This window comes from Butyrivibrio sp. XPD2002, from assembly GCF_000423945.1.
GTDB lineage: Bacteria > Bacillota > Clostridia > Lachnospirales > Lachnospiraceae > Butyrivibrio.
This window is the reverse complement of record NZ_AUIY01000005.1, coordinates 23,762-45,984: the sequence shown is the minus strand read 5'-3', so window position 1 is coordinate 45,984 and position 22,223 is coordinate 23,762. Positions and strand designations below refer to the sequence as shown.

13 protein-coding genes and 1 tRNA gene are annotated in these 22,223 nt (G+C 44.1%); 13 read left to right on the top strand and 1 reads right to left on the bottom strand.

The annotated features are described in order from the left end of the window. Positions 1–61: 61 nt before the first annotated feature. The 7 genes from G587_RS24130 to G587_RS0104220 all read left to right on the top strand — a co-directional run bounded on the left by G587_RS24130 (position 62) and on the right by G587_RS0104220 (position 14,127). Entirely contained in the window at positions 62–4,393 is a 4,332-nt protein-coding gene (locus tag G587_RS24130; protein WP_051200697.1) for a hybrid sensor histidine kinase/response regulator, read from the top strand. A 29-nt stretch (positions 4,394–4,422) separates the two neighbouring features. Beyond that, the gene (locus G587_RS0104245) at positions 4,423–5,190 is read left to right on the top strand and encodes a response regulator (protein WP_026491229.1); all 768 of its coding nucleotides are present in this window, start codon (positions 4,423–4,425) and stop codon (positions 5,188–5,190) included. A gap of 16 nt (positions 5,191–5,206) precedes the next feature. Continuing rightward, positions 5,207–6,310: an S-methyl-5-thioribose-1-phosphate isomerase gene (mtnA, locus tag G587_RS0104240; RefSeq protein ID WP_026491228.1), complete on the top strand. Its 1,104-nt coding sequence runs from the start codon at positions 5,207–5,209 to the stop codon at positions 6,308–6,310. Between the two features lie 100 nt (positions 6,311–6,410). Beyond that, the gene (locus G587_RS0104235) at positions 6,411–8,933 is read left to right on the top strand and encodes a DUF342 domain-containing protein (protein WP_026491227.1); all 2,523 of its coding nucleotides are present in this window, start codon (positions 6,411–6,413) and stop codon (positions 8,931–8,933) included. A gap of 2 nt (positions 8,934–8,935) precedes the next feature. Continuing rightward, positions 8,936–10,078, top strand: a complete 1,143-nt coding sequence (locus G587_RS0104230) for an HD domain-containing phosphohydrolase (protein WP_026491226.1) — start codon at positions 8,936–8,938, stop codon at positions 10,076–10,078. Positions 10,079–10,211: 133 nt separating this feature from the next. Further along, positions 10,212–13,376, top strand: a complete 3,165-nt coding sequence (locus G587_RS24125; RefSeq protein ID WP_051200695.1) for a response regulator — start codon at positions 10,212–10,214, stop codon at positions 13,374–13,376. Continuing rightward, positions 13,366–14,127 (top strand): response regulator, encoded by a 762-nt coding sequence (locus G587_RS0104220; RefSeq protein WP_026491225.1) that lies wholly within the window; start codon positions 13,366–13,368, stop codon positions 14,125–14,127. Before G587_RS24125 ends, G587_RS0104220 begins: the two co-directional genes overlap by 11 nt. A 125-nt stretch (positions 14,128–14,252) precedes the next feature. Here the strand turns inward: G587_RS0104220 and G587_RS0104215 are convergent. Further along, a tRNA-Arg gene (locus G587_RS0104215) sits at positions 14,253–14,326 on the bottom strand. 304 nt (positions 14,327–14,630) lie between these two features. Here G587_RS0104215 and G587_RS0104205 point away from each other — a divergent pair. The 6 genes from G587_RS0104205 to G587_RS24120 all read left to right on the top strand — a co-directional run bounded on the left by G587_RS0104205 (position 14,631) and on the right by G587_RS24120 (position 22,037). Continuing rightward, a complete protein-coding gene (locus G587_RS0104205) occupies positions 14,631–15,785 on the top strand; it encodes a THUMP domain-containing class I SAM-dependent RNA methyltransferase (protein ID WP_026491224.1) in 1,155 nt (384 codons plus the stop codon). Then, complete coding sequence (locus G587_RS0104200) at positions 15,782–16,789, top strand: N-acetylmuramoyl-L-alanine amidase (protein ID WP_026491223.1); 1,008 nt, start codon at positions 15,782–15,784, stop codon at positions 16,787–16,789. Before G587_RS0104205 ends, G587_RS0104200 begins: the two co-directional genes overlap by 4 nt. 21 nt (positions 16,790–16,810) lie before the next feature. After that, complete coding sequence (gene rdgB, locus G587_RS0104195) at positions 16,811–17,413, top strand: RdgB/HAM1 family non-canonical purine NTP pyrophosphatase (RefSeq protein WP_026491222.1); 603 nt, start codon at positions 16,811–16,813, stop codon at positions 17,411–17,413. Between the two features lie 62 nt (positions 17,414–17,475). Beyond that, a complete protein-coding gene (locus G587_RS0104190; RefSeq protein ID WP_026491221.1) occupies positions 17,476–17,967 on the top strand; it encodes a metallophosphoesterase family protein in 492 nt (163 codons plus the stop codon). 180 nt (positions 17,968–18,147) lie between these two features. Then, positions 18,148–18,453, top strand: coding sequence for a hypothetical protein (locus tag G587_RS0104185; protein WP_026491220.1), 306 nt, complete (start codon positions 18,148–18,150; stop codon positions 18,451–18,453). 347 nt (positions 18,454–18,800) lie between these two features. Further along, positions 18,801–22,037 carry a hypothetical protein gene (locus G587_RS24120; protein ID WP_051200693.1) on the top strand — a complete coding sequence of 1,079 codons (3,237 nt, stop codon included), beginning with the start codon at positions 18,801–18,803 and terminating at the stop codon, positions 22,035–22,037. Positions 22,038–22,223: the final 186 nt, after the last annotated feature.

The window sequence follows — 22,223 nt, the reverse complement described above, 5'->3', positions numbered from 1 at the left end:
GTCTTTTAATAATTGATATTCCATATATGTAATAGAATAAATATATGGAGGTAATTCCGCTATGTTAACGAAAGCCTCTGAAGTTAAGAGACGTTATAAGTCGCAGGAAAAGCTGCAGGCGAAGGTTAAACGCCTGATGGTCTTGTTTCTTGCGGCTTTTTTTGCGTTAACTGTGCCGTTTTACGGGCTTCATACTAAGGCTGCAATAAAAGGTTTAGAGCCTGAATACAGGATATTTGACAGGGCCATAAGAGATGATATAGAGGCAGGAAGCTATGAAAAGAAAGATGACGAGACAGTAGACTATCTCGCAGAATATGAGGCAGTTCGCTATGATGCCACCGATGGCCTGGTTTCCAATGAAATAAATGACGTAGCCCAGACTCCTGATGGATATATATGGATAGGTACATATTCCGGACTTTATAGATATAACGGAATCCTGTTTGAACCCGGAAATATAGATTCCAGAATTTGTAATGTAATGACACTTTATGTGGACTCAAAGGGGAGACTCTGGATAGGTACTAACGACACAGGTTTATTCTGCTATGACTCAACAACAAAAGAAGTTAAATATTTTGACTACGAGACTGAAGTAGGGTCTGGTTCCATAAGGGCAATTGGCGAGGACGAAAAGGGAAATATTTACATTGGAACTGTATCCTATATGACTATCATCGATGAGGATTTTACCACAAAAATACTCGAAGAATACGATAGCGTGGTGTCGGTTATATCGCTTACATGTGTTGGTGGGACTACCATGGCAGGATGCACAAATGGTGGAAGTCTGTTCTTTTTAGAGGATGGTAAGCTGACTCTGGAACAGAAGGATTATGATACAGGAATATATTATACACAGGTGGCTGGTGCTGGCGCGGATACTATAGTGGCCGGAACAACAGATAATATACTTGTAAAATGCTTATATAAGGATGGCAGGTTTAAGATACTGCGTAAAGTGGAGACCCCGGGTATTGTTTTTTTCAATAAGCTTATTCAGGAACCTAATGGAAACGGGTGGTTTTTCTGTGCTGAAAATGGGCTTGGATATGTTGATTCAAGGGGTAAATTGACCAAGCTTATGAGAAATGGCTTTGACAGCTCTCTTACCAGCTGCATCATAGATAATCAGGGAAATATCTGGTTTGTATCCAATAGTCAGGGAATTATAGAGTTTTCAAAGAATCCCTTCTTAAATGTATTTGTGAAGGCGGGACTTGATAGTGCAGTTGTAAACTGTATTCTTATTGATCACGGGGAAATGTATATAGGAATGGATTCAGGTCTGGCCATTCTTGATGCAAATACCTATGAGCAGCGTAATTATGATTATATCAGTTACTTTGATGGCATAAGAATCAGACATCTGATGATGGATTCCAAAAATAATATATGGCTTTGTACCTATGGTAAGGATGGTCTTTTGAAGGTAGGACCGGATGGACATGCGATCTCCTTTACTGAGGCTACAGGTGCTCTTGGTGGCAGATTCAGATTTTGTATGGAACTGTCTAATGGTCAGGTTCTTGCCGCAAGTAATAAGGGACTAAATTTTATAGAAGGCGACAAAGTAGTTGCTACTATTGGTAAAGCAGAGGGATTGAATGCACCGCAGCTCCTTACAATGGTTGAGGACGCTGATGGTACTGTGATTGTAGGCTCTGATGGAGACGGAATATATCTTGTTAAAGACGGGAAAATTATAGGACACATAGGTTCTAAAGAGGGGCTTCACACTCAGGTTATACTCCGCATCGTTCCTTATAAAGATGGCTATATCTATGTGACCAGTAATTCTATGTACTATGACGACAGAAAGACCATAAAACAGCTGGATCGATTCCCGTATACCAATTGCTATGATGTGCATATTACAGATGACAATATTGCATGGATCAGTTCAAGTGCAGGCTTATATCTGGTCAATGCAGACGATCTGATAGAGAATGAGCAATATAATGTAGCGCTTCTTGATTATTCAAGCGGATTTAATACTTCGCTTACTTCTAATTCATGGAATGCTCTCTACAATCAGGATGAGCTGCTATTGTGCTGTACAGATGGCGTGAGGCAGGTATCACTAAAAAACTATAATTCTTTTGATGATAATTATTTAATCGACGTAAATAAAATAATGGCTGATGATGCAGCTGTTCCGATAAATGAAAAAGGGGTTTATGAAATTCCTGCCGGCACAATGCGTGTGCAGATCAGAATTTCGATACTGAATTATTGTTTAAGTAATCCTCTTATAAAGTACTACCTGGAAGGTGCAAATGATGATGGTATGACAGTGGAGCAGGAGGGGGTTACGCCACTGAACTACACGAACCTGCCCTACGGTGATTACACACTTCATATTCAGGTTTTGGATAAGAACACCCATGCTGTTCTGCGGGATCAGCAATATCGTATATATAAAAATCCACGTTTCTTCGAGCGCAATTTGGTGAGGATGGGACTATCTATCATTGTTGCACTGCTGGTGGCTCAGTTTGTATGGTGGGTTTTGAGGTCCACAGTTATCAGTAAACAGTATGAGCTTATCAGGGAAGCCAAAGAGGAGGCAGATAGGGCTAACAGTGCCAAGTCAAGATTTGTTGCCAACATGTCGCACGAGATCAGAACGCCTATAAATACCATCATAGGTATGGGTGAGATGATCCTGAGAGAGGACAGATCCCTTCCTATCCGCGAGTATTCCAAGGCTGTAGTTGGATATACAACTACCATAAAAAGGGCCTCCGAGACTCTTCTTGCCATTGTAAATGACATTCTTGATATGTCAAAAATTGAATCCGGAAAGATGAATCTTGTGGAGAGAGATTATGATCTGGATGACTTGTTAAAAACCATAGTAGCAATGATCAGGGTAAGAAGTAACGAAAAGGATCTTCTTTTTGAGACGTCGATAGATCCCGAGATCCCACGTTATTTATATGGTGATGACGGAAAGATAAAACAGGTACTTATGAACCTTCTTACTAACGCTGTAAAGTACACCCAGGAAGGCTCATTCAGGCTGATAATGAAGCTTGTTAAAAAGGATAACGATACCTGCGTCATAGACTACAGCGTAATTGATACCGGTATGGGAATAAAGCCTGAGGATATGGAAAAGCTGTTTGCGCCGTTTGAACGTCTTGATGAGAAGAAAAACAGCGGAATTCAGGGAACCGGACTTGGACTTAATATTTCAAGACAGTTTGTAGAGCTTATGGGAAATGAGCTTAAATGCGAGAGTACCTATGGAGAAGGCTCTGAGTTCTATTTCTCACTGGTGCAGAAGATCAGTAAGGATGAACCCATAGGAGTATTTACAGAAGCAGAAACGGGAGATAGTGACAGCGCAGTTTATCTGCCGGCATTTGTAGCTCCTGAGGCGAAGATACTTGTGGTCGATGATAATGAGATGAACCTACAGGTTCTTAAGGGACTTCTTAAGCCCACAAAGCTATGTATCGATACTGCGACCAGCGGAAAAGAGTGTCTTAAGAGGCTTGCAGAAGAGCAATATGAGCTGGTGCTTTTGGATCACATGATGCCCGAGATGGACGGCTTAGAAACCTTTAAGAGGATCAGGGAAGAGGGATATGAGCTTCCTGTATTTGCACTGACTGCGAATGCTGCTCACAACGGAGAAGCCTTTTATACAGATTTAGGCTTTAACGGATATCTGGAAAAGCCGGTGAATATGAAGGCTCTTGAGGATACACTCAAGAATAATATTCCTCCGGAACTGTTAAAGGCTCCTGATCCAAATGATTACGTTCCTGAAGAGGCTGCGGATGATGGTAATGGTGCAGAAGAGATGGAATGGCTTTTCTCCGTGGACGATCTGGATGTGCGAACCGGACTTCAGAACTGTGGTGGCAAGAAGGAATTCATGGATGCACTAAATACCTTCTATTTCACAATAGATACAAAGGCAGAGGAGATTGAGAAGGCATTTAATGAGGGTGATTATGAGCTTTATACGATAAAGGTTCATGCCCTAAAAAGCTCTGCAAGAGTAATCGGAGCATCGAGATTATCTGATATTTCTGCTAAAATGGAAGAAGCAGGAAAAAGCGGAAATCTTGATGAAATCAAAAATGATACGCCAACACTTTTAACTCTTTACAGAGGATTTTCGGAAAAGCTCTCACAACTATCAGCTAAGGCTGAAACAGACGACAGACCATCCTGTGATGAGGATACCATCAGGGAAGCCTACGATGCTCTAAAGGAATTTGCGGCCATGATGGATTATGATTCTTTTGAGATGGTTTTGAATGATATGTCGGCCTATAACTGCGGTAAGGAGCAAAATGAAAAATTCGAAATGCTGCAGAGAATGCTGAAGGAACTTAATTGGGATGGTATAAAGGAACAACTGTCAACATAAATTTCTTATGAGAATATGGGGAATGAAAAATGGCTTTTTTTGATGACGAATTGATGCTTATTGGGATGAAGGAAACCTTTGTTATCCGTGCGCTCGAAAAGAAGCTGGAGGAAGCAAGGATTGGATATTTCTTTGTGCATCCGGATATTGATGAGGTCAATAGGGAGCTGGACAGGGTTTCTATCATGGTCTACTACCTTGATCAGTCCGAGCGCCTGGAGAGTGCATTTTTGCATTATCTGAATGAGCATCTTACGGAGCATGACCGTTACATTATCCTGATCGGTGAAAAGAACGATACCGATGTGGCCAGAAATCAGCTGCCCTTTGGCAGGATTCTGGATGTCTTTGAAAGACCTCTTGATGTAGAGAAATTCATAGGCACGGTTAAGGAGCAGATGATAAATCTCCAGGATCCGCCTAAAATGAGCGTGCTTGTGGTGGATGATGATGCGACCTATGTGGGTCTTGTCAGGGACTGGCTTAAGGAAAAGTACAAGGTTTCCATTGCCATATCAGGACTTCAGGCTATAAGCCTTCTTGCGACCACCCATGTGGACCTCATACTTCTTGACTATGAAATGCCCATTACAAGTGGACCGCAGGTTCTTGAGATGCTTAGAGCTGATCCCACAACGAAGCATATTCCGGTCATTTTCCTTACAGGAAAAAGTGATAAGGAAAGCGTAATGAAGGTCGTAAGCTTGAAACCTGAGGGGTATCTGTTAAAATCAATAAGTCGCGAAAAACTTATAGCAGATATCCAGAAATTTTTCGCAGAAAGAAAAAATGTTTAGGAGGAGCTTTTAGTTAATGAAAAGCATATTGGATTACGAGACCGTCGCACTTATTGACGACGATGATGCGATGGAGATTATAGATCAGACGAAGCTGCCGGGGACTACCGAGATGATAAGGCTTCGTACGGGGGAGGAGATATGGAATGCGATTTACCTTCTGCAGGTTCGCGGAGCACCGGCTATTGGCGTGGCAGCAGGCTTTGGACTTTACATACTGATGAAGCATTCACAGGCTCCTACCTATGATGAGTTCATGAAGGAGCTTAAGGAAAAGAGCGATTATCTCAATTCCTCAAGACCCACAGCAGTCAATCTGTCATGGGCATTAAAGCGCATGGAAGCACACGTTGTGAAGGTTGCAGAGGAGCTGGGAGATTATGACCGCGATGCTCTTATTACAGCAATGCGCGAGGAATCAGAGCGTATAAAGGCAGAGGATATCGATGTCTGCAGAAGAATTGGTGAAAACGGACTTACTCTTATAAAGGACGGCTACGGACTTTTGACACACTGCAATGCCGGACAGCTTGCGACCTGCAAGTACGGAACAGCGACAGCCCCCATGTATCTTGCTCATGAAAAGGGCTACAAGATAAAGGTGTTCTGCGATGAGACAAGACCGCTCCTTCAGGGTGCAAGACTTACTGCATACGAGCTTCATTCAGCCGGAATTGATACTACAGTCCTGTGCGATAATATGTCCGCTTCTCTTATGAAAAGCGGCGCTATAGACGCAATCTTTGTGGGCTGTGACAGAGTTGCTGCTAACGGAGATGCTGCCAATAAGATCGGAACCAGCGTTGTGGCTACTGTTGCCAAGCGCTACAACATTCCTTTTTATGTATGTGCACCGACTTCCACAATAGATTTCAACACCAAGACCGGAGACGATATTAAGATCGAGCAGAGAAAGTCCGAGGAGGTTACCGAGATGTGGTATAAGGAGCGAATGGCTCCTGAGGGGGTGAAGGTTTATAATCCTGCCTTTGATGTGACGGATAACGAACTTATCACCGGAATCGTAACAGAATATGGTGTGCTCAGAGCTCCATACGATGTTAGCATCGGTAAGCTTTTTGATACAATGCAATCGCGCTTAAACAAAACGGATAATTAGTATAAAATCTTCATAAATTCGTTCAATTTCAATTGAGGGTTATTTTTTCAGATGTTAGAATAAATTTGAGATACAATTTTTTCTATGAGGGATGCTGGGGATGGCTGTTATCGCGAACGATGAGGATAAAAGTTTATATCAGCCGGATTTAATTGCAAACGAGCTTCTGTTGATTAGAAAGCAGGGCGGAGATGCTGATAAGTATAAGGAGCAGCATTTCAACATCTATCAGCTTGCGGAAATCAGAAAGGGGCTCTCCACTGGCGTGTCCGTGGATTTGTATGCAAAACCCGATGTCCCCTGGAATGAGATGGAAGAAATCAGGCTTGAGCTCCAGAGCGGAATAGATATGTCCGCTTATCGCGAAGCCGGTTTCGATATAATGCAGCTGGCAGAGATAAGAGAAGGGCTCGCTGAGAATCTTGATGTATCTGAGTATGCGAGACCTGAATACTTTTCAGATCAGATGAGGCAGATCAGGCTGGGGCTAAAATCCGGAGTGCCGGTTATTTTCTACCAGGATCCTAAATACAACTGGCTGCAGATGCAGGAGATCAGGATCGGTCTGGAGCACGGAACAGATATCTCACAGTATGCCAGCGTAGATATGCCCTACATGAAGATGAGAGTTGTCAGGGAAAGTCTTGAGGATGGGCTGGAACTTGACGATAAGCTTATTAGAAGAAAAGATGCGTCTACCCTTGAACAGATTCATATAGCCTTCAAGGAAAAGATAGACATAAAGGAATACATAGATAAAAACTTTGATGCTGAACAGCTCGAGCAGATTCGAATAGCAAAGCAGGCGGGAATAGAGGATATAAACCGTTATTTCCTTTTTGGCATGCGTGGAGAATGCATGAACGAGGTGCGAAAGGGCTTGGAGCAGAACCTGGATGTCTCGGTTTATGCGGATGAGGCTTACAGCTGGAAGCAGATGCGTGAGCTGAGGCTCGGTCTTGAGCATCAGATAGATGTTACGCCCTATGCCAAGTCGCTTTACCGCGCGGATCAGATGCGCGAGATCAGAAAAGGCATCGAGAATAACGTCGATATAAACCTATATAAAAGTATGGTGCATCCGGCTCAGGAGATGCGCATAATGCGTAAATGGCTTGAGGATGGAAAAACTCTTCCCAGTAACCTCAGTAAGCTGTTTTCAGGACAGCTGGAGGAAGAGCTTCAGAAGCCTGCCGATGAAGAAGTTAAGGCGCTTCAGTTCCTGCAGACGGAAGAGGGACGACTTATAGATATCACTGAAGATCGTATGCAGTGCTATTTCACGCTTCCTCTTGGAGTCAAGGGCACGACCTATACACTTGAAAAGGTCATAAAGCTTTTATATAACGCGAGAGTAAGAAGAGGCGTCAGCAGAAAAGCCATCGAGGAGATGATAGAGAGTAAGAAGTACGGCAAGAAAACCCTCGTGGCGCAGGGTAAGCTCCCTGTTAACGGAGAAGATGCTTATTACGAATTTTTAATAAAACTAAGTGAAGAGATCCTTCCGGATATGGGAAGCGGTGAAAGTGCCGATTTTTCAAAGGTTAAGGTGTTCGATGAGGTTAAGCTCGGTGATAAGCTGGCTGTTTATCATCCCGCTACGGCCGGAGAGGATGGATTCGATGTTACCGGTAAGCTCCTTAAGGCAAAGGCCGGTAAGGGAAAGCCGATTCTGAAGGGACAGGGCTTCATGCTTCTTAGTGATAAGAAGACCTATGTGTCCTCGCTGGCAGGTGTGGGGCGCATCCAGAAGGGTGAGATCAGGATCGACAAGGCAAAGATATATGATTCTCTTATAAACGTTAAGGAAAAGATCGTCTGTGATGGAACCATCTGGGTCAAGGGCGATGTTGACAATGTTTATATAGAAGCAAAGGGCGATGTTGTTGTGGATGGCAGCGTATCCTGTGCGGATATTCACGCAGGCGGCCGGGTGGTTGTCAGAAAGAGCGTCGTCGGTAACGTAAACGACAGATCCTCAATTTCAGCCGGTGGTCTGGTGGCAGCAGCGCACCTTGATACCACCAATGTGAAATGTAAGGGCGACCTTATTTCAAACGATTGCATGAACTGCAATGTTTCGGCTGATGGAAAGGTTCTGATGCTGGGCGAAAAGGGACTGATAAGCGGAGGAGTTGTTACTTCACTTCGCGGCGTGGAGACAGCTGTTCTTGGAAGTAAGAGTGTAAAGGATACCGTTGTAAGAACCGGTATCACCGAGGAGCTTGACTACGAGTACCAGAGTCTTCTTCGTAACGTCAGCAGAATATATCAGGAATTAAAGGTATACGAGCAGCAACGCGGAAAACTGGCCCAGTTTAACGATAATACCAATAAGCAGGCGCTTCAGTTAAAGATTAAAGTCAATGCAGAGTCAGCTATAAAAGAAGCAGAGCTCGAAAAACTGAACATCAGGAAAAAGACCATTGAGGCCGAGATGGAATCGGTTAAGGATGCCAAGGTAATTGTTTCAAGGCTGGTGTTCATAGGAACGAGCGTAAAGATCGGAAACAGGATGCTAAGAGTTCATGAGACTCTGGAGAGTCCAAGAGGAATCACTTTTGCAACAAAAGGCATTGAATTGGCAATGTTTGATGGCGAGAAAATAGTCGCAAGGAGTTAAAGGTGGCTGACAAGAGTATTCTAATAGTAGATGATACCGAAATAAATAGAGGCATTCTAAGCGAGATTTTCAAGAGTGACTATGCCATTCTGGAAGCTGAGAACGGCCGCAAGGCTCTGGCGCTAATTGCCCAGAAAAAGGATGAGATTGCGGCCATTCTCCTTGATATTGTTATGCCTGAAATGGACGGTTTCAGACTCCTTGAAGAGCTTTTCAAGCACAGGATCCCGGACAAGATTCCGGTTCTTATGATCACTGCAGACAGTTCAGCCGAGACAGAGAGAAAGTGTTATGAAAACGGCGCAAGTGATGTAATTCACAAGCCATTTGATTCAGTTATAGTAAAGCATCGTGTAAAGAGAGCCATCGAGCTCAATATGAGCAGACAGGATCTCGAGCAGAAGGTAAGTGATCAGACCAAGGTTCTTAAAAAGCAGTTCCTGGTTCTTAAAAAGCAGGAAGAGCGATTGAGAGAGATGAACAGCAGAATCATCGATACCATCTGCACGATCGTTGAGTTCCGTAATCTTGAATCAGGCTATCATCTGAAGAGAATCAAGGGCTTTGTTCAGATTCTTGCCAATGTAGCCATGAGAAACTACCCGGAATTCGGGCTTACACCTCACAAGATTGAGGTAATCACCAATGCCAGCGCAATGCATGATATCGGAAAAATTACTGTACCTGACGCTATCCTGTTAAAGCCGGGACGTCTTACACCCGATGAATTCGACATCATGAAATCCCACACCACAAGAGGATGTGAGATCGTTAAGATGCTTGCAGACCTTCAGGATAAGGAATATCTGGAAGTCAGCTACGACATTTGCAGACATCATCATGAAAAGTACGATGGCAAAGGCTATCCTGACGGCCTTAAGGGAGAGGAGATATCAATAGCAGCACAGCTTACCTCCCTTGCAGACGTATACGATGCCCTTGTCAGCGACCGTGTATATAAATCGGCATTTGCACCTAGCAAGGCCTACGAAATGATCAAAAACGGTGAAAGTGGAATCTTCTCAACAAAGATGCTGGCTTGCTTCGATATTGCAAGACCTGAGATGGAAGCCATGGTAGCAAGAACCAAGGCAGAAGAGGAAGCTACCGAAAGTAACGGCGGAATTGGCCAATTAAGCCAGTGACGCTAGTTTGTCGTTGTCATTTGATATTGTAAGGGATAAGGTGGGATGACCTTATCCCATTTTTTCTAAAATGTTTTGATAATACCGGATCAGATAATAGTACGACATTGGCAATAAGAAAACGGGTGCTCATATGAAGCAAAAAAAAGTGATCATAAGGAATATTGATGAACTTAGAGGTCAGCTTCCCGCTTTGGAAGAGGAGTTTTCTTCATGTGACTATGTAAGCGGATTGATCGAGATATATGTAGGAAACATACCTAAGGATGAACTTTCTGAGATACTGGGACTCCTTAAGAAATCATTCCCCAAACTGGAAATAGTGGGAATGGCATCAATAGTATCTCTTCTTGCTTTGTATAATGATCCCAAGGGAGCTGTGATTTCCTTCACACTTATGCAGCATGGTGGAGTGAAGGTTTTCAGCAGGTTTTTCGAATCTTCTAAAAGTGATTTTGAACTTTTGAATGAAGCCATCGATTATGCACGTTACATAAGAGAAGAAATACGAACTATAGATAATACAAAAGGAATCGAGATGTTTGTAGCAGGACGCAGTGCGCCCTCTTCGGCATTTTTGAAGGAGTTCTCGATCGGATTAGAGGATATACCTATTTATGGCGCTGCCGCTAGTTCAAACATGCTTGATATGCGTAATGTTGAAAAGGATTTTCTATCCAAGCACGATACCTTTGCGATTGCAGGGGAAAGCTTTGGGAGAGGCCTGGCTTTTGCTGTATTTTGCGGCAAGGATCTGCATGTATACGTTGAATATCTGTTTGGATGGGAACCTGTCGGACGCTATATGGATATAACGACTGAAAATGAAACCGTTAACGGATCCATATGTGTGACATCCCTTGATGGTGATAGCCCTGTGCATATCTATGAAAAATATCTGGGCGTTAAGCCTGATAGAGCATTTATTGCAAATATAGGTGAATTCCCGCTGATAATAGAAAGAGACGGACTTCTGATAGGACGTACGCCTTCTTCCTATAATAAAAAAGGAGAGGTCTATATCGAAGGGGATATTCTTGAAGGAGAAAAGGTAAGATTTTCCTTTGGAGACGCAAAAGAGATATTGGCTAAAACAAAGAATGCGGCTGCAAGAATGAAAACCTTTGGAGCACAGTATATAAATCTGATTATCTGTGGCAACCGTCTTAATTTCCTCAAGGATGATTATCATTTTGAAGTCGATTGTTACACTGAGGCGCTAAATGCCACACCTATGTACTGCCTTGGACTCGGAGAGATCTACAGATATGGAGGAAGAGGCGGTCTGCTTAACAGTGCGCTTATTGCGGTCGGAATGAGAGAGGGAATAAGCATTGAAAGGTCATATTCCGTGGCAATTAAGAAACTGGAGCCTAAGTATAAGAATGACATTATTCCGCTGGCCAGCAGACTTTCCCATTTTTTGCGGGCACTTACTGATGAACTGAATGAAACAGTAAAAAAAGCTGAATCTGCCAATGATGCAAAGTCAGCGTTTTTATCCAATATGTCCCATGAGATCAGGACTCCTATAAATGCGGTTTTGGGCATGGATGAAATGATACTGAGAGAGTGTGAAGACCCGCGGATTTTAGAGTATGCGCAGAATATTAAGTCAGCAGGGAGCACGCTCCTTGGACTGATAAACGATATCCTGGATTTTTCCAAGATAGAATCGGGGAAAATGGATATTATTTCAGTAGATTATGATTTTTCATCACTGATAAATGATCTGGTTCATATGGTAAAACCCAAGGCGCAGGAAAAAGGACTGGATCTTATTGTGGATGTGGATAATCAGATTCCAAGTGTTCTCTGCGGTGATGAGATCAGAATAAAGCAGGTTGCTACGAATCTTTTGTCAAATGCAGTTAAATACACGGAGAATGGTTACGTCGATCTGAATATTAAGCATGAAATGATAGGTGATGGCAAGGCGGTTCTTACTTTTACCATAAAGGATAGTGGGATTGGAATAAAGGAGGAAGATCTTGGCAATCTGACTGAAGCTTTTCGCAGAGTTGATGAAGAGAGAAACAGGACAATAGAAGGAACAGGACTGGGGCTGAATATTACGAAAAAGCTTCTTGAGCTTATGGGAAGCGAGCTCAAGGTGAAAAGCGAATACGGAATGGGCTCTGAATTTTCATTTGATATCGTTCAGGGAGTGAAAAAAAGCGAACCTATCGGTGATTACATGGAGACCTACAAAAAGGCTCTGATAGAGCAGATAAAATATCATGAGAGATTTGTAGCTCCTGATGCGAGAGTTTTGGTAGTTGACGATACGCCGATAAATCTCGATGTGTTTGAAGGACTTCTTAAAACAACAAAGGTCATGATTGACCGCGCAGAGAGTGGATTCGAGTGCCTTGAACTGACCAGAGAAAACAGGTATGACATAATCTTCCTTGATCATAGAATGCCGGATATGGACGGTGTAGAGACGCTGCAGAGGCTAAAGGCTGATGAGGATAATAAGAATAGAGAGGTTCCTGTAATCTGCCTTACTGCAAATGCAGTTTCCGGAGCAAGGGAGACTTACATTCAGATCGGCTTTGATGAGTACCTTACAAAGCCCATAATGGCGGAAGAGCTTGAGAGCATGATGACTAAGTTCCTGCCATCTGAAAAGGTGAAGATAGAGCGCACGGAAGTAGGTGCGGATGATCATGCGGAGATTGATTTTGATGCTCTTCCTTCATGGATTAAAAATGCTCCCCTTCCTGTGCTTGAGAAAGGTATTAAAAACTGCGGTTCACAGGAAGCATATGTGACTGCGGCAACGACTTACAGAAACGGACTTGAAGACAATTATAATGCAATAAAGGAAGCATTCGAAAAGGGTGACATTAAAAACTTTACAATTAAAGTTCATTCTCTTAAGAGTTCATCAAGGATTATTGGAATTAACAATCTGGCTGAGCTTGCAGAGAAGCTGGAAAAAGCCGGAGATGAAAACGACATTGACTTTATAAATAAAGAAACGCCAAGACTCCTTGCGGTATTCAAGACCATGTGGGAAAGAATCGTGTCTGTACCTGAAAGTGAGGAAGAAGAGGATGACAATCTTCCTTTGATGGATGAGAAGGGTATTTCAGATGCGAAAAATACGCTTAGGGAGCTGGTACAAAGCTTTGACTATGACAGCATAAATTATGTAATGGAAACCATAAATGGGTACAAGGTTCCTGCGGAACATCGAGAGTTCTTTAAACTCATGAAAAAGGCAATTTCCGATGCTGATTGGGACAGGATGAGGAATCTGCTTGAGGAAGGAGGAAACGATGGACAATAAAATTCTTCTATTAAGTAGAGATTCGACATTTATGGTAGATGCAATCTGTAAGAATCTTACCGAAGCAGGACTTCAGATAATAAAGACTTCACCAAAAGTCAATGAGCTTGGCAAGTACAGAAATGAACCGAATGTTTTTCTGTTTTATCTGGGACCATATGTTGACGAAATTACCGATGCTCTTATCTATTTGAGGGATATATGCCTTGAAAATGAAAAGATACTGTGCATGATAGGAGATGCTTCCGAGTATGACATTGTCACGAAAAGCATTCCTGCAGATATGATCGCCGAGAAATTTGAGAGGCCGCTTGATATAAAAACAGTGGCTCAGCGTATGAGGGAGCTTTGCCTTTTAAATGATGAGCTTTCAAGAAGGAAGAGCATTCTTCTGGTGGATGATGATCCTACTTTTTTAAAGCTTGTAAAAACCTGGCTTGATGAGGAATACAAGGTAACAATTGTTAATTCCGGAATGCAGGCAATCACATATCTTGCAAGCAATAATCCCGACCTTATTCTGCTCGATTATGAGATGCCGATTACATCAGGGCCGCTGGTTCTGGAGATGATGCGGACCGAAGCAACGACTCAGAGCACTCCGGTAATGTTCCTTACAGGCAAGGGGGATAAGGAGAGTGTGATGAAGGTCGTAGGGCTTAAGCCCAACGGTTATCTTTTAAAAACGATGCCTAAAGAAGAATTATTGCAGGCTGTGCGGGATTTTTTCGTAGCCAATAAAAAAATATGATGGCGGGAGAGAAGATTAGAAGAAGATGACTGTAGCGAAGCGAAGAACGAACCCGTTCGAGTCCGACCGGACTCGAACAAAAAAGAGAGACAAGACTAAAAGTCTTATCTCTCTTTTTAAATCGACGTGTGTGAAAGGATTCGAACCCTCGACCTTCTGGTCCGTAGCCAGACGCTCTATCCAGCTGAGCTACACACACATACGCACTACAAAAGTTGTGCAACGAAAATAATTATAACATTGAATGAATATAAGTCAAGCGAAAAATATAAAAATTTTATAAAAACTTTTTCGGCCCTCATTTTACCCCATTAATGGGAGGAGACCGGCATGGGTGGGGACGCCATACCGGTCATTAAGAAAAGGAGATTGTCCTTTTTGTTCTGCAATATATATATCGACAAAATTGCTTTGGACTTTATAGTCTAAAAAAATTTTTTTATTTTTTTGTATGTGGTAAAATAAAACGGATTGTATTGACACAAATTAATAGAAGGAAAACCATGCAGAGATTTGATTTGATAGCTCCCTGCCATTTCGGGCTGGAGTCAGTATTGAAAAAAGAAATAATAAAACTGGGATACGAGATTCGCGAGGTTGCTGACGGAAGGGTTACCTTTATAGGAGATCCCGATGCGGTGGTGCGCGCGAATATCGGACTCAGAACTGCAGAGAGAGTTCTTATTAAGGTAGGTTCTTTTAAGGCCATCACCTTTGAGGAGCTCTATCAGGGAACCAAGGCGCTTCCCTGGGAGCAGTTCATTCCCAAGGACGGTAAATTCTGGGTTAAGAAAGCCAGCAGTGTAAAGAGTAAGCTTTTTAGCCCCTCAGATATCCAGTCCATAATGAAAAAGGCCATGGTTGACAGATTAAGTGACATATATGGTATCCGTAGATTTGAGGAGACGGGAGAAATTTTCCCTGTCCGAGTTTTCCTGATGAAGGACGAAGTCACAGTAGCCCTTGATACCACAGGTGAATCGCTGCACAAGAGAGGCTACAGGAAGCTGGAGGCGAAGGCACCCATAGCAGAGAACCTGGCGGCAGCACTTTTGATGCTGACACCCTGGAGACCTGACAGGATACTTGTGGATCCCTTCTGCGGAAGTGGAACCTTCCCAATCGAAGCGGCCATGATCGCAGCTAACATCGCACCCGGAATGCACAGACATTTTACAGCTGAAAAATGGTCACATATCATCACTCCCATGAACTGGAAGGATGTCAGGGAGGAGTGCGCCGAGGAGATCAATCACGGCATAGATGTTGATATTCAGGGCTATGACATCGACCCTGAGGTAATTGATATTGCGAGAATAAATGCCGAGAAGGCCGGCGTTGAGAAGTTGATCCATTTTCAGGCGAGACCGGTGGCAGAGCTTAGTCACAGGAAGAAATACGGCTTCATCGTGACGAACCCTCCCTACGGCGAGAGAATCGGAGAGATGAAGGAGCTTCCGGAGCTCTATAAGACTCTGGGCGCGAGATACAAGGCACTGGATTCATGGTCCATGTATCTCATCACGGCTTATGAAAAGGCAGAACGTGATATAGGTAAGAAGGCGGACAAGAACCGTAAGATTTATAACGGTATGATCAAGACCTATTTTTATCAATACATGGGTCCCAAGCCGCCTAGAAGGAATTTTGAGCAATGATTGAAAAAAGACTTAGATTCACAGCGATATTGACGGGGATTTTTGTCCTGATATCGCTGGGCGTCATGTTTTTCAGGACTGTCACTAAAAGCGTAATCATCGCTGCGGCAGAAAATGCCAGCTTTTATAAGGAAGTGGATGGCAAGGAGTATCTGCTTGAGGTGAGCGCGCCCACCGGTGACAAGGGACAGGGCACACTTGTCATTCCGCTTGAGGGCGGTGTTAATTCTGACAGGATCACCCTTGAAGAAAAGCATGGACAACATCAGTTTGTATTATATATAGATGGAAAAAGTGCAGATTTTTACAGCAAAAATGCGGTAATAACAGATCTCGAATGTGTTCAGCAGGGCACCTTTACACCACTTAATGAGAAGGGGCTTGTACGACTTACTTTTCAGCTGGATGGACTTTATGAAAATGAGACATCTATGGGTGACAGAGAGATTGTGGTCAGCTTTAAGGAGCCTTCTGACGACTATGAAAATGTGGTAGTGATCGATCCTGTTGATGAGATCGGTCTTGAGATGATACCGTATATTCGTAATTATCTAAATGATAAAGCGGATATTAAGATCTACTACACCACACTTGATGAGAGAAGGTTAAATGCAGAGGAGCTTAAGACTCTGCTTGCAGATTCTCATGCAGATTACTTTATTCAGCTGGGAATAGATGAGACGGTTGAGAGTGAATCGGGAATCAGAACTTATTACAATGATAAGTTTTTCATAAGAGGTTTCGGTAATATTCAGCTGGCTGATAAGCTTGAGATGGGAGTTGTGTCTGCTACCGAGTATAAGGCTCTCGGGCTGGCGGCAGCTACCGACAATGAGGAATTGCAGGCATCTGTTGTTCCTTCAGCATTTGTTACAATCGGGAATCTTAACAACAGAGTTGATCATGATAAGCTGGAGAAAAGCAGTTATATAGAAAAGTGCGCGCAAGGTGTGGCTGATGGAATCATAGCCGCTTTTAATGAGACTAATCCTGAACAACAATAAAAAACTATACGGAGAGAATTCATGAAGATTATTTTTGCCACAGGTAACAACAACAAGATGAGAGAGATCAGGGAGATCATGGGTGATCTTACTTCCGAAATAAATTCAATGAAGGATGAGGGGATCGACCTCGATATCGTTGAGGACGGAAGCACCTTTGAAGAGAATTCGATGATCAAGGCAAGAGCTGTCGCTGAGGTTTGTAAGGAAAAGGGCATGACTGATTACTGCGTTATGGCAGATGATTCAGGTCTTGAGATTGATTTTCTTGATAAGGCACCCGGCATATATTCAGCTCGTTTCCTTGGACACGATACACCCTACTCTGAGAAGAACAAGCAGATCCTTGAGAAGCTTGAAGGGGTACCGGATGAAAAGCGCACAGCAAGATTCGTTTGTGCTATCAGTGCTGTACTTGCTGACGGCAGAGAATATGTTGTGAAGGCTACAATGGAAGGTATTATCGGTCACGAGATAGCAGGTGAGAATGGTTTTGGCTATGATCCGATTTTCTTCCTGCCTGAATATGGAAAGACCTCAGCTGAGATTTCACCTGAAGAGAAGAACGCCATCAGCCACAGAGGCAAGGCACTCAGACTTATGGCAAAGAAGCTTAAGGGCTGATTGGAATATCTGCCATAAGTGTTTATGGCAGGCAAAAATATAGAAGTAGACAGGAACTTTATATGCATAAAATTTTGGTTGTTAGTGATACTCATAGAAAGGATGAGAATTTTTATAGGGTTGTTGAAAAGGAAAGCCCGGTAAATCTTATTATCCACTGCGGAGATACAGAAGGAAGTGAAACACAGATGCAGCAGCTTGCAGGCGCACCCATGCGCATTGTAAGAGGCAATAATGATTTCTTCTGCAATCTTCCTGACGAGCAGGTTTTTGAAGTCTGGCCTCACACATTTTTCGTGACACATGGTCACAGATATCTTGTGAACATGGGCAGTGATGAAGTCCAGCGTGAAGCCTTTGCCAGAGGCGCAGATGTAGTCATTTATGGGCACACCCACAGACCTATCGCCGCAGAGATTGATGGCATGTACGTGTTTAATCCCGGCAGTCTCTCTTATCCCAGACAGGAAGGTAGAAAGCCTTCATATATTGTCATCACGATCGATGATGAGGGAGAATTATCATTTGAGCTTAAATATCTGGATTTGTTTTAAGTGATGTGAGGGTATTGCTATTATTGGTAGCTTGGTACTACTGACACTGGATTATTATGAATGTAACTGGATAAATGGTTGCTGTTTTGTGGTAGTGGTTTTAAGGCACTCTTCGATTGAAGGGTGCCTTTTTTATGCACATTTCACTTTGACCCGTGGTTCTAGGGGGATTGCTGAATTATGCGGTCGATTTGGTGGATTTTTGCCGGCTTTTTGCGGCTGGAATTTTGCCGGCTTTTTGCGGCTGGAATTTTGCTGCTTTTTGCAGCTGGCTTTTTTGGTGGATTTTTGCTGGCTTTTTGCGACTGGCTTTTTAGAGGATTTTGCTGCTTTTTGCGGCTGGCTTTTTTGGTGGATTTTGCTGTTTTTGCAGCTGGAATTTTGCTGATTTTTGCAGTTGGGATTTTGCGGTTTTTTTGGCTGCTTTTTTGGATGTTCCAGGGTGGTTTTCAACCAGGTGGTCTAATATGTGCTGGATTGACGTAAGGGATTACGAAATACAACTCATTTTTTTGATGGGTGTTCAACCGGAAGTGATCTAGTCAGGGCAATCGGCGTAATTTTTTCTGCACATTTTTACTTGCTAGAACCTTTCGGAAATTTTTCCAGAGGAAAAAGTAAGTCTAAAGGTTAGGAGATGAATGAATAGACTTAACACAAACGAAATTACGATAATTTTTAAAGCTGAGTGGTGAACCAGTTATAGGAAAAATGTGATAATCGATTGATAACAAAGAATTTAGTATTTTTATAAGAAGTTAATTTCTCATTTGAGTAAGTTTAAAAGATAATATATATGTAGGGTTATTGGTTCTTCTCAAAGGAGATTGATTATGGGAAATACAAATGAACAGGAACAGGCTCCCGTGCCTGAAAAGAAACCCAGAGCTACAAGAAAAAAGGCTACACCAGCATCAGCTGAGCAGGCTCCTGAGGCTGTGGCTACAGCAGCTGATGTAGATAAGAATTTAGAGAAAATTGCGTTTGCCGAGGAAGTTGCAGCTTTCGAGGCTAAGGAAGCTGCGGCAGCAGCGGAGGCAGCCGCCATGGCAGCGGCAGCAGAAGCAGCACCGGCAGCTGAGGCAGCACCAGTAGTTGAGGCTGCACCTGTAGCAGAGGAAGCGCCTGTGGCAGAGGCAGCTCCGGCAGTAGAGGAAGCTTCTGTGGCAGAGGCGGCTCCATCAGTAGAGGAAGCACCTGCGGCAGAACCAGCACCTGTAGCTGAGGAAGTACCGGCAGTAGCAGAAGAACCAGCACCTGCGGTTGAGGAAATTCCTGTAGTAGAAGAAGCAGCGACAGTAGCTGAGGAAGTTCCTGTGGCAGAAGCGGCTCTGGCAGTAGAGGAAGCACCTGTGTCAGAAGCAACAGTGGCTGAAGAGATACCAGTAGTAGAAGAAGCTGCTCCAGTAGTCGAGGAAGTTCCTGTGGCAGAAGCAGCGCCTGTAGTTGAGGAAGTGCCTGTAGTGGAAGAAGCAGCACCAGTAGTTGAGGCTGCACCTGTAGCAGAGGAAGCGCCTGTGGCAGAGGCAGCTCCGGCAGTAGAGGAAGCTCCTGTGGCAGAGGCGGCTCCATCAGTAGAGGAAGCACCTGCGGCAGAACCAGCACCTGTAGCTGAGGAAGTGCCGGCAGTAGCAGAAGCAGCGCCTGCAGCTGAGGAAGCTCCTGTAGTGGAAGAAGCAGCGACAGTAGCTGAGGAAGCTCCGGTAGTAGAAGAAGCAGCGCCTGCAGTTGAGGAAATAACTGCAGTAGAAGAAGCAGCGACAATAGCTGAGGAAGCTCCGGTAGTAGAAGAAGCAGCGCCTGCAGCAGAGGAAGTACCTGTGGTTGAGGAAACTCCTGCGGCAGAAGCAGCGCCTGTGGCTGAGGAAATACCTGTAGTGGAAGAAGCCGCACCAGTAGCTGAAGAGATACCAGTAGTAGAAGAGGCAGCACCTGCAGCAGAGGAAGTACCTGTAGTGGAAGAAGCAGCGACAGTAGCTGAGGAAGCTCCGGTAGTAGAAGAAGCAGCGCCTGCAGTTGAGGAAATACCTGTGGAAGAGGCAGCACCGGTAGCAGAGGAAGTGCCTACAGTAGAAGAAGCAGCAACTGTAGCAGAGGAAGTATCTGTGGTTGAGGAAACTCCTGCGGCAGAAGCAGCGCCTGTAGTTGAGGAAATACCAGTAGTGGAAGAAGCAGCACCAGTAGCTGAAGAGATACCTGTAGTAGAAGAGGCAGCACCTGCAGCAGAGGAAGCTCCTGCGGTAGAAGAAGCCGCACTAGTAGCTGAGGAAATACCTGTGGTAGAGGCAGCACCAGTAGCAGAGGAAAGCCCCATAGTAGAAGAGGCAGCACTTGTGGCTGAGGAAATACCAGTAGTGGAAGAAGCAGCACCAGTAGCTGAAGAGATACCTGTAGTAGAAGAGGCAGCACCTGCAGCAGAGGAAGCTCCTGCGGTAGAAGAAGCCGCACTAGTAGCTGAGGAAATACCTGTGGTAGAGGCAGCACCAGTAGCAGAGGAAAGCCCCATAGTAGAAGAGGCAGCACTTGTGGCTGAGGAAATACCAGTAGTGGAAGAAGCAGCACCAGTAGCTGAGGAAATACCTGTGATAGAGGCAGCACCGGTAGTTGAAGAAATACCAGTAGTAGAAGAGACAGTGCCAGTAGCAGAGGAAATACCTGTAATGGAAGAGGCAGCAGCTATAGCAGAGGAAATGCCAGTAGTGGAAGAGGCAGCAGCAGTTGCTGAAGAAATGCCAGTAGTGGAAGAGGCAGCACCTGTGGTTGAAGAAATACCAGTAGTAGAAGAAGTAGCTACAGTAGCTGAGGAAATACCAGTAGTGGAAGAAGCCGCACCAGTAGCTGAAGAGATACCAGTAGTAGAAGAGGCAGTTCCTGCAGTTGAGGAAACTTCTGCGGCAGAAGCAGCGCCTGTGGCTGAGGAAATACCAGTAGTGGAAGAGGCAGCGCCTGCCGCTGAAGAAATGCCAGTAGTGGAAGAGGCAGCAGCTGTAGTAGAGGAAATGCCCATAATGGAAGAGGCAGCACCTGCGGCAGAAGCAGCACCTGTAGCAGAGGAAGTACCTGTGGTTGAGGAAGCACCTGCGGCAGAAGCAGCCCCTGCAGTTGAAGAAATACCAGTAGTAGAAGAGGCAGCACCTGCAGTAGAAGAAATACCAGCAATGGAAGAAGCTCCCGCACTTGAGGAAGCACCTATCCCGGAAGAGCCCGCACCTGAGATTTCCTTGGAGGAAGAGCGCGCGATTCTTGATGCTCCTATCGAAGTGGAAGCACCTTCTGAGGAAGAGTTTACAGATGATATTCAGATCGAAGAACCTGAGCTTGACCTGGATCTTCCTGATGTGGAGATACCCGAATCGGATATGCTGCTTAGTGAAGAAGATATGGTCGGTGAGGAAGTAGCGGATATCGTCACCGAAGAAATATCAATTCCTGATATGGAAGCAGAAATAGCAGCAGAAGAGATGGCTCCCGAAGCGGAAGTTGAAATAGCTGCGGAAGAAATGGCACCTGAAGCGGAAGCTGAAATATCTGCAGAAGAAATGGCACCTGTAGCAGATATCGATATAGCCATAGAAGAAGCAGCACCTGAAATACCCGAATCATCCGAAGCAGAGATGTCATTTGGCGAGACTGCTAAACTCGAGATGACCAGTGATGAAGCAGCTGAAGATACAGGTGAGAATATGCCTGAGCTTGATCTTGACATCTCCATCGAGCAGGATGCATTTTCAGAGAGCAAAACCGGTGACACCATCGATCAGGCTACAGAAGCTATGCTTGGCACAATCGAGGATATGACAAGCTTCCTTGAGAGTGAGGACTTCGAGTACACCAGAATAACCACTGACGGAAACGCAGAGTACATCCTGATTAAGACAGAGGACGAAGAGGTTCTTTATATAGAGTATGTGAATGACGAGTTCATGTCGCTCATTTCTCATTATGAAAAGGATGGAAAACACGGCTATAAGGATGTCATGGACTACTATATCAAGAGCTCCATAAGTCAGGGCATAGATTACAAGATCAGCCGATATAAGGGCAGCAGAGCAGTTTGCAAATACAACTAATAAGAGTAAGGGCAATCCTTGAGACATCTCAGAACTGCAGCAGAAAACCAAATAAAAATAGTTTAATGAACCGACCTTCCAACCAGTCAGATCACGGGCTGGCTGCTGGAGGGTCGGTGTTTTTATGCCATGAAGCAGAAAAACTAAAAAAATTTTTAAGTAAACAGTATATAACAGTTGACAACA